Source organism: Methylobacterium sp. 4-46 (genome assembly GCF_000019365.1).
Classification (GTDB): Bacteria; Pseudomonadota; Alphaproteobacteria; order Rhizobiales; family Beijerinckiaceae; genus Methylobacterium.
On record NC_010511.1, the window covers coordinates 6,171,173 to 6,184,300 of the forward strand.

Here is a 13,128-nt window from a genome sequence, read left to right on the forward strand (position 1 = left end):
CTGCCCCGTTTGGCGATGCCGGAAACCGCGCTGGAGCATTTTCCGACGAAGTGGATGCCGGTTCGTCGCAGAAAATGCGGCAAGATCAAAGATCTAGAGCGGCACCCGATTGCAACGTGATCGAGTGCCGCTCTAGAGGCTTCTTCCCCGATCCACTCCAGCGTGAGCGAGCGCGAAACGGATGCCGAAAGAGGCTCGGAAGAGGCCCAAGCTTGAGGGTGTGGCCTCGGCCGACAGAGTGTTGACGGTTCTGACTGCGTTCCGACGCGGCGACGACGCGCTCGAACTGTCGGAACTCGCCCGCCGCACGGGCCTCGTGAAGAGCACGATCATGCGGCTATGCATCTCGCTCGAGAAGTTCGACCTGATCGAGCGCCTGGACGACGGGCGCTACCGCCTCGGCGTCGAGGCCGCCCGCATCGGCTCGGTCTATCAGCAATCCTTCGCCCTGGAGGAGCGCGTCGTCCCCGTCCTGGAGCGCCTCGCCGCCGAGTCGCTGGAGACCGCGTCGTTCTATATTCGCCGCGGCAATCAGAGGCTGTGCTTGTTCCGGGCCGACTCACCGCACCCGCTGCGCATGAACGTTCGGCCGGGCGACATGCGCCCGATGGACGACTCGGCCATCGCGCAGGTGTTGTCGATCTTCGGCGACCGCACGTCCGCGAAGCGGACGGACGTGGCGCTCCCGATCTATACGTCGGGCATCACTGACCCGCATGTCGCATCCATGGCGATGCCGATCTTCGGCACCGAGAGACGGCTCATCGGAGCGCTCGCGTTATCCGGTCCCTCATCCCGTCTCACGGCCGACCAGGCCAGAGCCCTGGAATCCCGATTGCGGGAGGCGGCTGAGCGCCTCTCGTCCGAATTGGGCGCACAGCTTTGAAGGACGATGCTGAGAACTCAGCCACGACCTGTCCCTTCATTCCCGGGAGCCTGCAGGGCATGCCGACCTATTCGCGGTGAGAGGAACCCACGTTGAAGTGCCGGACGCGAAAGCGCCGTGTGGCGGCGAGTATCAGGGAACCTTGTCACTCAGTCAGATGTCCGGAATACCCCCGCAACCGGACATTCCTGGCGTACCCCACGAAGGACTGCTCAGGGTCACTCTGAGGCCTTCGCCGGAACCGCATCGAACGTCCGCTTACCCAAGCCAGGAACACCGAAGCACACGGACCGCAATCGGTCGGACCCGGTCCTTCTGGGCCGCTGAGCCGAATTGCCCGAAAGCGGGCGTTCCCAACTTCCATTTGGGGGTGGGTTCCGGACGTTGAGGCGGCGCCCGGTTCTCTTCCGGCAGTCAGCGCGTGAGCACGATGCGGGTCGCAAGCTCTGTTGGGACCGTCTCCGTCACCCGATAGCCGAGGCCCGGCAGGTCGATGTCCGCAAAGAGGTGCTCGCCCCGGCCCAGAACAAGGGGCGCACCGCCAAGTGCAATTCGTCGATCGCGCCCGCGAGCAGATACTGGCGAACCGTCGACACACCGCCACCGATCTTGACGTCCAGATCGCCGGCGGCCTTGGCCTGGGCGAGCGCTGCCTCAATCCCCCCGGTGACGAAATGGAAGATCGTCCTGCCCTCCATCACGATGGGCGCCCGGGTGTGGTGGGTGAGCATGAAGGTCGGCGCGTAGTACGGGGGATTGTCGCCCCACCAGCCCTTCCAGTCGGGCCCGCCCCAATCGTCGCCGGCCAGCCCGAACATGTTGCGGCCGAGGATGAAGGCGCCGAAGCCTTCCGCCGCGGCGCGGGCGAAACGATCATCGGTCCCGCCATCTCGCCCGATCATCGATCGAAAGGTTCGGGTCGGGAAGAACCACTTGTGTAGCTCCCGACCGCCCTTGCCCATCGGATGCTCCAGGCTCTGGTCCGGGCCGGCCCCGGAGCCGATCACGATGCGCGGCAGGCAAAAACAATCAGACATGTTCCTGATTACTACGAGTGTTAATGCGTGTATAATTATAGAGGCATCGACGCGTCTGCCATAAGCCCGATCGTCCTCCGCCCCACGGTTGCTTGAGACACCCCGTTAGCGGACGGTCTCCGCGGCCGGGGTGAGGCCGATGACCACACACACGAGGGTGGATGCCGGCGCGGCTGGTCCCGGCCGAGGCGGGCGCATGTCCCGGCAGCGCAAGCGGGATGCGGTGCTCCGGCTGCTGCGCGGCGAGGACCTGGAGAGCGTCTCGCGCAGCCCGGGCGTGACCGCCGCAACCCTGTCGGGCTGGCGCGACGCCTTCCTGGCGGCGGGCGAAGCCGGCTTGGCGACCCGACCCGCCGACGGCGAGGCGCTGGAGAGCGGGCAACTGAAGACCAGGCTTGGCGAGATGCTGCTCGAGCGCGAGTTGCTGGAGGCCAAGATCGCTGCCCTGGAGGCGCGGGGCCCCGGCCCTTTGGCCCGCAGGAGGTCGCGGCCATGAGCCAGGTCGTCTCGCCGTCCAGCGGCACAGCTTACGGGCTGGCCCGGGTGTGCCGGATCTGGGGCGTGTCGCGCGCCACCGTCCACCGCCACCTCTCACCCGCCCGGCCCGAGCCGGCGCGGCGTCCCGGCCCGATCGGCCCGATGCCGGATGCGGCTGGAGGAAATCCGCGCCACCCTCACCGGCAGCCCCTTCCACGGCGAGGGCCACCGCAAGGTCTGGGCGCGCCTGCGCCACACGGGCGTGCGCACCTCCAAGTGCCGCGTGCTGCGCCTGATGCGCAACCATGATCTGCTCGCCCCGTCTCGCGTCGGCGCGCCGCGCGGCCCGCGCACCCACGACGGCACCATCATCCCGGAGGCGGTGGACACGATGTGGGGGACCGACCTGACCACCACCTGGACCGGCGAGGGGCAGGTCGCGGTGTTCGTGGCCGTCGACCACTGCTCGGCCGAGTGCGTGGGCCTGCACGCAGCGCGGCGCGCCACGCGCTTTGAGGCGCTGGAGCCGATCCGCCAGGGCGTACGGCAGCGCTTCGGCGGCTTTGCGGCGAAGGTCGCTGCTGGTCTGAGTGTCCGGCACGACCACGGCAGCCAGCACATGTCGGATGACTTCCAGGCCGAACTGGCCTTCTTGAGCATCGCGAATTCGCCCGCCTTTGTGCCTGCGCCGGAGGGCAACGGCTGCGCCGAGCGCTTCATCCGCACGCTCAAGGAGAACCTGCTCTGGGTGCAGCTTCGACACCGTCGCGGATCTCCGCCGAGCCCTGCTGGCGTTTCGCCAGACCTACAACGAGACGTGGCTGATCGAGCGGCACGGGTTCCGCCCACCGGCAGCCGTCCGCGCTGCGCAGCTTCCACCCGCGGCTCTGGCCGCGTAGGCTTCAGATCGGTGTCTCACAATCCGCGGGCGGTACAATCAGGATATAAGAGCTGTCGACGCCTATCCCACGAAGAAGCTAGTCCGCCGCAATGCTGTGAAGGACACGCGGGCGGGCTTCGCCGCTATAGACGAGCTACATAGTCAGTACAATCTTGCCGCGGGGTTTGGCCGAACGCCCTTCGAGAAGGTGATGAGCCGTTCGAGCCTCCGCAATCGGGAGCGTCAGACCGACATCGACGATCACGCGACCTTCGTCGATCATTGCCACAATCGTCTCAAGGCGCGTACGCGTAACTTCCACGAGAAAGAAGGCAGCGCGCACACCGTGTACTTGCGCGAGGGTCTGATCAGGCTGTGAGACCGCCGAGATCAGCACGCCGCCCGGCCTCAAGACCGAGAAGGAGCGCTTCTGCGTTTCGCCACCGACGAGATCGATTACCGCATCGACACTCGTCGCAATATCCTCAAAGCGCGCAGATCGGTAGTTCACGACCTTGTCTGCCCCAAGACCTTCGACGAAGTCTCTGTCCCGCTCGCTCGCAGTCGCGATGACGAGGGCTCCTGCCTGCTTGGCGAATTGTACAGTATAGGCTCCAACGGCGCCCGCACCGCCGTGGATCAGAACTGTATCGCCGTGCTGGACATTCGCCTGCTCGAAGAGTGCCTGCCAGGCCGTAACGGCAACCACCGGAACCGCTGCGGCTTCGACCACACCCAGTGATGCGGGGCGCCGTGCGATCATGTCCGCCGAGGCGACGGCGTACTCCGCGTAGCCGCCCGTGAAGCGGGCGTTCGTGACGCCGAAGATGGGATCGCCGACATGCAGGCCGGTCACTGCGGGGCCGACCGCTTCCACGATGCCGGAGATGTCCGAGCCAAGGGTCAGTGGCAGCGGTTGCGGCAGTACGCTCTTCCCAGCCCGGATCCAGGCATCCCAGGGGCCAACGCCCGCAGCTTCGACACGGACGAGCACCTCACCTTCGGCAGCTGTCGGCCGCTCGATCTCTTCCAGCACAATCGCATCGACATTGCCAAACGCGTGGATGCGCGCCGCGGTCATAATGGATGAATCTGAGGCGGCACGATCGACATTGGTCATGGTCACCTCCTCATTTGCTCGGGGTGGTGAGAACGGCGCCATCATCCGCGACGAAGACCGCAAGCAGGCGTGCTGGCTCGGTCCTGCTAGCGTTCTCTGAGATGAGGTGTTCGCTGCCGGGAGGCTCAAAGAAGCTCTCGCCTGCCTTGTAGACGCGAGCCGCGCCAGTCGCGGAGTTCTGGGAGCGGATCTCTCCGGAGAGCACATACGCGAAGACACTGCCTGCGTGCCTGTGAGCCGGCGAGGCTTGCCCCGGTGCATACGTCACCACGACGGCCGACAGAGTCTTGCCGGAAGCGTTGGCCAAGGCCTGCTGCATGACCGGCGTCACCGTCTCATGGCCGGCGCTGCTGGCCTCGTGCGCATCAGACGTTCGAAGGGCGGACAGGGCGAGGGCGCCTGCGGCGATCATGGCGGTCCTCAACGCGGGATGGGCGACTATGATCATAACGGCTCTCCGGTGCGATGTTGAACTGCCGCCTCGTCGGATAGGAGCACTTGAGCAGGATCCGATCGCGCTGCAATCATATATTACTCTAAGTCATTAATATTTTCGGATTTCCTGCGCCGAACCAGCATCCACTTCGTCTGGATATGCTCTAGTATGCCAGCAAGCACCGGGCCAGAGGGATTGATCGCCTTCAGACCTTACGCCATCCCCTTGCCAATCGAACCGCCGTCATCGACGAAGAGGGTCTGCCCCGTGGTGAAGCCGGCGTCCTCGGACAGGAGGAACTCGATGGCGGCGGCGATCTCCTCGGGCCGGCTAGAGCATTTTCCGGCGAAGTGGACGCCGATTCACCGCGGAAAATGCCTCAAAACCAGAGGCCTAGAGCAAGAGCCGATTGCAACGCGATCGGTTCTTGCTCTCGTCGCCGCGTCGGGATCATGGAGAGAAAGCGGGCTTCAGCTTGGCTGCCGACCGGGGTGTTGCGGCGGAACATCTCCGTCTCGACGGGCCCTGGCGCGACCGCGTTCACGGCGATGCCGGTCTCGGCCAATTCCATGGCCCACGTCCGAGTGAGGCTGTTCAGCGCCGCCTTAGCCGCGGCGTAAGCGCTGCGCAGGGGCGTTCCGGTCACCACGAGGCGGCTCACGTGGACGATCCGTCCCCATCCCTTCCCCGCAGCGCCAGCAAGATCGCCTGCGTGGCCACGAGCGCGGGATGCACATTCATCCTGAAGAGATCGTCGACATCGGCCAGATCGATCTGCCCAAGGGGGCTAGCCGCGCCAGGCCGACGTTGTTGACGACCCCGTCGAACGAAATTCGCTCGGCGAGTTCAGCGATGGCCGCTTGCGCAGCGCGCGTGTCGTTCAGGTCGATCGGGACCAGTGTGCCCGGAAACGCCGGGTCCTCGGCGCGGGCGATCCCAACCACGCGGTGCCCAGCCTTTGCCAAGCGTTCTGACAGCCCGCGGCCTATGCCCCTGCTGGCGCCGGTCACGAGGAAGATGCGTTCGATCATGTCGAGCTCTTGCTCCTGGTAGGAACCGGCGCGTCACGTGCGGGTCTGGGGACGTGTGAGTCAGCGGCCTGCCGCGGCCCACTTCGAGGACAGGATGACGCTGCACATGTCGATCCTGCGGAACTGCGGATCCTTGTAGGCCAGCACGTCGTCGTTGAATGTCCCGACGGTGCTGCCGGGACGGTGCTTCATGCCTTCGTAGAAGGCGTCGATGATCCCATGCTCGAAATGCGGGTCGCGAGGAGCCGCCGCGACAACCGCCTGACGCTCCGCAACGGTGAACTCATCGTATCCGCGGCCCGCGACGTCCATGCCGGCTCCCGCCTGGACCAATGCGATCTCTGGCCGCATGAACTCCGGGATCCCGGGCGTAGTGTGAAGGGCGATCGCGTTCCACACGATCTCAAGATCGGTGTCCGGCAAGCCGTGGCTGCGCAGGAAATCACGCGCGGCGTTCGCCCCATCGACTTCGAACCGAAGCTGGCTGTCGCGGAACGAGCCCGTCAGGCCGATGTCGTGGAACATGGCAGCCGCGTAGAGCAGCTCGGCGTCGAAGGTCATGCCCATGCGTCGGCCCTTCAGAGCGCCCCAGAAATAGACCCGCACCGAATGGTGGAAGAGCAGGTCGCCTTCGGTGTCGCGGACGAACTCGGTCACCTTCCGCGCGAGGGCGCTGTCGGGAACGCTGACACCCGAAATCTCCTGGATCATCACAGTGCTCCTGTTCGATTGCGGAACCCTCCGCGTCACCGGCCCACCGTCCAGCGCCAAGTCCGCATCAGCGCGCTGAAATCGCGTCAGCACGGCCCGTGCCCTGAGTGGCCTCCGGCCGGTGCTTGAGGCCTGAAGATCGTCCCCGCCTGGGCCAGCGAAAAGCACCAAGAATGCGCAAAAACGCTGTACTATGAGCGCATGGCCAAAGCGCTGACGTTAAGCCTCGACCGATCGGCGCAGCGTTCGCTGGCCGAGCAGATCCAGCTGGGGATCTCCAAGGCCATCAACGATGGCGTGCTGAGCCCCGGCGCGCGATTGCCATCATGGCAGGACCTCGCGGCGCAGCTCGGGGTGGCCCGCGGGACGGTGCGGACGGCCTACGAGAAGCTCGCCGCCGCCCAGCTGATCGAGGCCTCCCGCGCCACGGGCACGCGCGTCGCACAGCGGCCTCGAAGCCGAGCGGGCGGCGGGGAGCCCGCAGACGCGGGGCCGTTCATTGCAGCCTACGAGGCAATGATCCAGGGACCGGCTCACTTCCAGATGGGAGTGCCGGGGAGCGATACCTTCCCGGCGACCCTCCTGTCGCGCCTTCGTGCGCGCGCGGTACGCGCCGAGGCGAGCGCCTCGCCGCTCTATCCAGACCCGAGGGGCGAGCTCGACCTCAGGCGCGAGATCGCAGGCTATCTGGCCGTCGCTCGAGGGCTCGCTTGCTCGCCCTCCCAGGTGATCATTACGGCTGGGTTCGGTGGGGGACTCGGCCTGACGCTCCACGTCCTTGGCCTCGACGGCCGCAAGGCATGGATGGAGGACCCCGGCTTCCCTTGGTCTCGAAGGGCTCTGGAGCTCGCGCGCCTGTCGCTCGCGCCGATCCCGGTCGACGCAGACGGAATGGATGTCGACCAGGGGCTGCGCCTCCATCCGGACGCCAAACTTGTGCTGGTGACGCCCGGTCAGCAGGCGCCTCTAGGTGGCGCTCTTTCGCTTGAGAGACGCCTTCGTCTCTTGGAGTGGGCCTCGACGAACCGTGCCTGGATCATCGAGGACGACTACCTCAGCGAGCTGCAATTGTCGGGGCGGGCTGCGCCGGCGCTCGCCTCGCTCGATCGCGCGGGCCGCGTCATCCACATCGGCTCATTCAGCAAGACGATCAGCCCTAGCCTGCGGCTCGGTTTCGTGGTCGCGCCCGCCGAAATGGTCTCGCGGTTTGCTGAGACGGCCGCGTGCCTCTCGCCGCCGCCGGGTCCGTCGGTCCAACTTGCGATCGCCGAGTTCATGCGCGAGGGGCACTACATGCGTCATCTGAGGCGCACCAAGCGCGCCTACGCCACGAAACGGCAGGCGGTGATAGAGCGCCTCAGGGGCTTTGTCGCCGCCGATCAGCTCACGACGTCCGGGTTGGCCGTACTGCTGAGGTTGCCCGGCTCGACGTCCGACCTGCGTGTGGCGAGCGAGGTCTGGCTGCTCGGCATGTCCCCAACGCCTCTTTCGCCCTGGTATACGTCATTGGACGGAGCCAGGTCGGCGCTTCTGCTGGGGGTCGCGACCGCGCCGACAAAGGACCTCGACCGCGTGTGCGAACGGCTGGTTCAGGCGATTGAACGATGTACCCTGCGGTAGGGAAGGTGGCCGAGCTCAGAGGCGTGCTGATTAGGGTGGGTATCTGGGGCCGAGCTCTGCGTCACCGAGCCTCGCTGATGGCGCTCTTCCCCTTCCTCGCTCGAGAAAACCGTATCACGAACTCAAACGGCCGCAAAACCCTCGCAACCGCACATTCCCGACATCCGCCGCGAGGGGCCGCTCAGGGTCATTCTCACCCAGTCTGGATCGGTCCGGCCATTAGCTTAGTTGCGCCGATCGCGATCCCGGCAGACACCCGGGCGACATGGCCCGGCAGTGACGCGCCTGCCAACGAAACGCGAAACGTGGCAGCACATCGGTGTGATCAGGACCGTTTCGATCGTGCCATCAGACGCGTCCCTCGACAGAGTCAATGCCGAGCAGCGGGGTTGTGAGCAGCCTGCGACATGGCGCGTGTCCCGGGAGTGGCTACCCGGTCATAGCCACCCACCTCTCACCAGCGCATCGGGAAGAATGCCCAGGGCGACATGAAACCGGAGCGCGAGGCAAGCTGGCAATGCTTAGAGGTTCGTCAACCATCTTCGATCAAGCATGCCGCTGGGAACGGACGCTCAGTGCCCCCTTCACGGAGGACGTGCTCAACCCGGAGCAGGCGATCCTAGGTCGGGTACGGACACAGAGCGACTCTCGAGCGTCGAACGCCAGTTGTGCGGATCGGATGAGGGCTCTGCAATGCTTGTACCCCGCCTGACCGGGAAAGGTCTGTCATCCTGTTGCGCTCTGACGGTAGGCCTTGGCATACTCGCAAGCCCAGCAAGGTCTACTCCGGCGATCGATATTGAGGCGGTGCTGTCTACTCTGCCTCTGCCCCCGGACGTTGACCCGCCCACGTACGCAAGTCTTACGGAAGAGCTTCCGCTCAAGAAGCTCATACTTGGCAAACCTGTAGCTGACGGGAATTTACGGTCGGGCTTCGGCATCCGGCGGCATCCCATTCTCCATTCGTCCAAGATGCATACCGGTGTTGATTGGGCTGCCCGGCTCGGCGCACCGATTCTCTCAGCCGGTGAGGGAACGGTGATCTTGGCGAAATGGGCTGCAGGCTACGGCCGGCGTCTGGAGATCCAGCATGCTGATGGTGTGGTCACTGCCTACTCTCACATGTCTCGCTTCGGCACGGACATCCAGCCTGGGACCAGGGTGCGCCAGGGGCAGGTGATTGGGTTTGTGGGCAGTACGGGTCTCTCGACGGGGCCGCATCTCCACTTCGAGGTGCTGGTCAACGGCGACTTCGTTGATCCTATGGACATTTATGCGCCGGGAGGTGTGCGCGTCGCGGCAAAAGTCCAGAAGGCCCCACCCACAGACGGGCGGACTGCCACCGCCTCCGCCCAGCGAGTTGCGGCACTCGAAATTTCGGCAGTCCCGCTTGCGCAGCCCGCTACAAAGCTGCCTCAGTTAGCGCAGCATACGCTCGCCCGGCGGATAGCGGCTGGACCTTCCAGATTGGCCGAGAAATGGGCTGAGCATGACCACAGGATGAGGGCGATCGAGTCAAGGATCACTGCCTCATCTCTCATGATTATGCGCTGATGAACCAAAATAGAACGCCAAGACCGCTACTTCGGCGCGCGACGTGCCCGTGCACCCCGATCTCCCGCGAGTTGCCCGTTCACACCAACGCTTCGTGTGGACGTGGAGACCCGAGTTCACAAGCGTTCACTCGGAAGCGCATCGCACTCGGCGGCGGTCATCGATCTGGTGGGAAGCGACAGCCGCGCGTTGATCTTCGCTCCGTCCGACGCTGGTTCATCCGCAAGGCCATGGTCGCGCCTGGGGATGGTGTTGCTATCTTCCGTCAGCGGATCGTTGATGTGGTCGGACACTCGAAGACGGGTAATCCACTTGCTATGACCATGGGCCGCTATCCTGGCCGGGCCTATCTGACGGCGTTACGCACCTGCTTGGAGGCGGTGAAGCGGCCGAATGTTCGAGGCGAGGCAGGTGCCCACGCTGACTTGGCCGAAGCTGTTCTACTCGTTCCAGCCAACCGTGGAGCCGACCTGCCACATCTCAGCAGGTACACGTCGGGCATGATGACCACGCGCGCGGGCACGCGCATCGGCAGTGCGGCTCCGTGCAGTCTTCCCTGCTGACGCTCCGTTCGTGATGGATACCTTGGTGGTACCGGGACCTACAGCTCGGACAAGCGCGAACAGCGCGGCAGCGTTGGCCGGCGCAAGTCGGACGCATCCGTGCGATGCCGGTCGCCCGAGCTGGCGAGTGGCGGTGCTGGCGTGGATAGCGTGGCCCGCCGCCGTGAAGAAGATGGAGTAGGGCATCGGAGCGTCATCCCACTCCCTGGAGTAGTGCTCCTTCGCCAGACGCAAGGGGTGGAACGTGCCTGCGGGCGTCTTATACGGCGCTCGGGCAGTTGAGACTGCCCAGGAATGGCGCAGCTTTCCATCCACCGTCACCCGCATCCGCTGAGAAGCCTTGTCGATCGTGATTAGAACGCGCGGGGGAGACGCAACAGCGAGCCCCGTGGCATCCCGAGCAGGCGCTGCTGTGGGCTGCGGCTGGGCAGGAGCAGGGACGTCGTGGACAGCGCCCGGTGTCAGAGTTGGCAGGAGTGGAACCCCCGGTTCACCCGCCTGGATTTGGGAAGTCGTGACAGAGCTGGGGGCGGGCGCTCCGTTGGCCCTGCCTTCTGAGGAGGCCGGCGAATCAGCTGCTTCCGCAGCAGTCGCGCGAGTTGCCAGAGCCGCGGGTTGGTTAGGCCCGGTCGTTCCGGTTCCGGCGTCACCGGATGCTACTGGCGGCGTAGGAGCGTCGGAAGTGGGTGCAGGATTCGGCGGAGACCCTGCCTGCTCTGCTGACGTAGCAGGTGAGATGCCACTGATTGCCGAGGCTCTTTGCTCATCAAGCTTCCGCTGCGCAGCCGCTTTCGCAGCTTGCTCGGCCTTCTCTTTCTGCCTGCGCTCCGCTGTCTCGCGTGCGAGGCGCTTATCCAGTTCGAGGCGATCACGTCTCGCCTCTTCCAAGACCTTCAAGGGATCAACGAACTGAGCGGAAGCCGTGTCGATGCCGGCTGTGGCGAGCATGCACGATGCGATCAGCAGCTTGGCAACACGCATACTTCGTCTCCGGCCGCGACACCGCCTCAGGGCACCTTCATACAATCGAGCCCAACGGCCAAGGTTCCCCGCTCAGGCTGTGCAGGTGCTGTCGGGGACTGCTGCGTGAGCGTCGCAACTTCGGGTACACGGCGGCGCGGCGGTTGCGACCGCGGTGCCCACCTCAGATCTCGCTCTGCTTCGATAGAACCAGGGCATCATCGACTTCGATACCGGGACCGCATCGTGCTCTCCAGCTTCGTGTGCCCGCGCAGCAGCTGGCAGGCGCGGATGTGGACTGTTCCGCGGATCGCCGACGTTGCCCGGACATTCATCGAGACGAAGCGGCAGGCTGCATGAGGCTGCGCCCGGTATTCGACCCCAAGCGCGTCAGAGCTTGACACCCTCCAGGTAGCCGCGGTTCCACGTCGGACTGATCAGGATCTCGTTGACGCACACGGACGGGGGCAGGCGGGCCACGAACAGGATCGTCTCCGCGAGGTGGTCTGCCTGCAGCATGCGCGCCTTGTCTTCCGCCGTGACCGGAACGGGACGCTTGTCGAGGATGGGCGTCGCGACCTCGCCGGGACAGATGCAGCAGGATCGGATGCCATGGCCGCACTCCTCCTGGTTCAAGCTTTCCGAGAGGGCCACGAGACCGTGCTTCGCGGCCGAGTAGGCCGGCCCCGTCAGTTTGGACACGTAGCGTCCGGCCCAGGACGACACTTGAATGATCAGGCCGTCGCGTTGGGCCCGCATGGTCGGCAGCACGAGGCGCGAGGCATAGAAGGGCCCGTTGAGATCGACCCCGATGACCGTGTCGATGCCAGCCGGGTCGATCTCGCTCCAACTCCGCTTCGGCACGTTCAGGCCGGCGGAGTTCACCAGGATGTCGCAGCGGCCAAAGTGAGATCGAACCGTCTCCCAGGCGCGCTCGACCTCGTCGGCCCGGCCCATATCGGCGGGCGCGACGAGCGCCTCACCCCCAGCCTCCCGGACAAGATCGGCCGTCGATTTGAGCGTCTCCCGGCCGCGCCCCGTCAACGCGAGCCGCACCCCGGCCTTCGCGAGCGCCACCGCGGCGGCCCGGCCGATTCCGGAGCCCGCCCCCGTGACCCAGGCGACCTGCCCTTCGATATCTCGCGGCATGCTCGGTCTCTCCCATCATCTCGCGGTGTTCGCTTCGTATGGCGATCAGAGTGCTTGCTGGTAGAGCTGCTCCTGAGCCGTGTGATAAATTTGCTGTCCTTTTTGACCGTGTCCGACGAGCGGTCAATGCCGAGTGTCCGGACGACGTTCGTAACCGGACATTCCCGACCCACACTGCGAGGGGCCGCTATGGGTCGAGGCTGTGTGAAAACGCAAAGGCGGCAGAAGGATCTTCCCTCGATAACCCTGGGCAGCGCCGGAATAGGCACCCAGCTGGCATCTCAGCCGCTATCCAGGATGCTCGGATAACGGCTTTGTAGAATATTATTCTACGATTTCGGAGCCCGCCTGAGTTTTCACACAGCCTCGGTCACAAGCTTCCGTTGCCGTGTTTGTGAAAGGGGCCTGTCGAGGCTGAGCAGCGTCAGTTCGGATAGCCACCGGGAGATACGAGATCCTCGCCCCAGTCCGTGCCATCTCCAACCCTTTCTGAACCTCTCTCTGTTTATTCATTATTTCTCGTCAGTCCTCGATCTGGACACCAATTCTGTGCGCAATTTTGCCATCTGGCATTCGCTCTCCCAGTTCGGCAGCTGCAACGTTGCGCAATCGTGCGGGATCCCCTGCTATTCTCATAGTCCAAGCGCGTAGCGGCACTGTCGTGGCCGAACCTCATGCGTCGTTCCCTCTTCGGGAAAGGGCTA

The 13,128-nt window shown here is 65.0% G+C and carries 12 protein-coding genes and 2 pseudogenes; 4 read left to right on the top strand and 10 right to left on the bottom strand.

What is annotated here, in order from left to right:
- The first annotated feature begins 181 nt into the window (after window positions 1-181).
- Window positions 182-886 (top strand): IclR family transcriptional regulator, encoded by a 705-nt coding sequence (locus M446_RS27155; RefSeq protein ID WP_012335300.1) that lies wholly within the window; start codon window positions 182-184, stop codon window positions 884-886.
- 414 nt (window positions 887-1,300) lie between these two features.
- On the opposite strand, the pseudogene M446_RS27160 reads toward M446_RS27155, so the two are convergent.
- Window positions 1,301-1,923 (bottom strand): annotated as a pseudogene (locus M446_RS27160) (dihydrofolate reductase family protein).
- A gap of 139 nt (window positions 1,924-2,062) precedes the next feature.
- Between M446_RS27160 and M446_RS35940 the strand changes: the two are divergent.
- Window positions 2,063-3,299 (top strand): annotated as a pseudogene (locus M446_RS35940) (IS3 family transposase).
- A gap of 135 nt (window positions 3,300-3,434) precedes the next feature.
- Here the strand turns inward: M446_RS35940 and M446_RS27175 are convergent.
- The 6 genes from M446_RS27175 to M446_RS27190 form a co-directional block, all read right to left on the bottom strand.
- On the bottom strand, window positions 3,435-4,400 hold the full coding sequence (locus M446_RS27175) for an NADP-dependent oxidoreductase (RefSeq protein WP_150108742.1): 966 nt from the start codon (window positions 4,398-4,400) through the stop codon (window positions 3,435-3,437).
- Window positions 4,401-4,410: 10 nt separating this feature from the next.
- Window positions 4,411-4,848 (bottom strand): cupin domain-containing protein, encoded by a 438-nt coding sequence (locus tag M446_RS27180; protein ID WP_012335304.1) that lies wholly within the window; start codon window positions 4,846-4,848, stop codon window positions 4,411-4,413.
- Window positions 4,849-5,048: 200 nt separating this feature from the next.
- A complete protein-coding gene (locus M446_RS35945; RefSeq protein ID WP_083784820.1) occupies window positions 5,049-5,198 on the bottom strand; it encodes an SDR family oxidoreductase in 150 nt (49 codons plus the stop codon).
- 17 nt (window positions 5,199-5,215) lie between these two features.
- On the bottom strand, window positions 5,216-5,497 hold the full coding sequence (locus M446_RS39220) for an SDR family oxidoreductase (protein ID WP_050777519.1): 282 nt from the start codon (window positions 5,495-5,497) through the stop codon (window positions 5,216-5,218).
- Window positions 5,498-5,573: 76 nt separating this feature from the next.
- Complete coding sequence (locus tag M446_RS39225; RefSeq protein ID WP_050777520.1) at window positions 5,574-5,867, bottom strand: SDR family NAD(P)-dependent oxidoreductase; 294 nt, start codon at window positions 5,865-5,867, stop codon at window positions 5,574-5,576.
- A 60-nt stretch (window positions 5,868-5,927) separates the two neighbouring features.
- A complete protein-coding gene (locus tag M446_RS27190; protein WP_012335305.1) occupies window positions 5,928-6,578 on the bottom strand; it encodes an HD domain-containing protein in 651 nt (216 codons plus the stop codon).
- 201 nt (window positions 6,579-6,779) lie between these two features.
- Here M446_RS27190 and M446_RS27195 point away from each other — a divergent pair, with 201 nt between their 5' ends.
- Together M446_RS27195 and M446_RS39790 are read left to right on the top strand one after the other, a co-directional pair.
- Window positions 6,780-8,198, top strand: a complete 1,419-nt coding sequence (locus M446_RS27195; protein WP_012335306.1) for a PLP-dependent aminotransferase family protein — start codon at window positions 6,780-6,782, stop codon at window positions 8,196-8,198.
- A 972-nt stretch (window positions 8,199-9,170) separates the two neighbouring features.
- Window positions 9,171-9,752, top strand: coding sequence for a M23 family metallopeptidase (locus M446_RS39790; RefSeq protein ID WP_415926922.1), 582 nt, complete (start codon window positions 9,171-9,173; stop codon window positions 9,750-9,752).
- Between the two features lie 116 nt (window positions 9,753-9,868).
- Here the strand turns inward: M446_RS39790 and M446_RS38335 are convergent, their stop codons facing one another.
- The 3 genes from M446_RS38335 to M446_RS27200 form a co-directional block, all read right to left on the bottom strand.
- Window positions 9,869-10,045, bottom strand: a complete 177-nt coding sequence (locus tag M446_RS38335) for a hypothetical protein (protein ID WP_168169177.1) — start codon at window positions 10,043-10,045, stop codon at window positions 9,869-9,871.
- 147 nt (window positions 10,046-10,192) lie between these two features.
- Complete coding sequence (locus tag M446_RS35960; RefSeq protein WP_322597449.1) at window positions 10,193-11,296, bottom strand: L,D-transpeptidase family protein; 1,104 nt, start codon at window positions 11,294-11,296, stop codon at window positions 10,193-10,195.
- Window positions 11,297-11,665: 369 nt separating this feature from the next.
- A complete protein-coding gene (locus tag M446_RS27200) occupies window positions 11,666-12,424 on the bottom strand; it encodes an SDR family oxidoreductase (protein ID WP_012335307.1) in 759 nt (252 codons plus the stop codon).
- Window positions 12,425-13,128 lie beyond the last annotated feature (704 nt).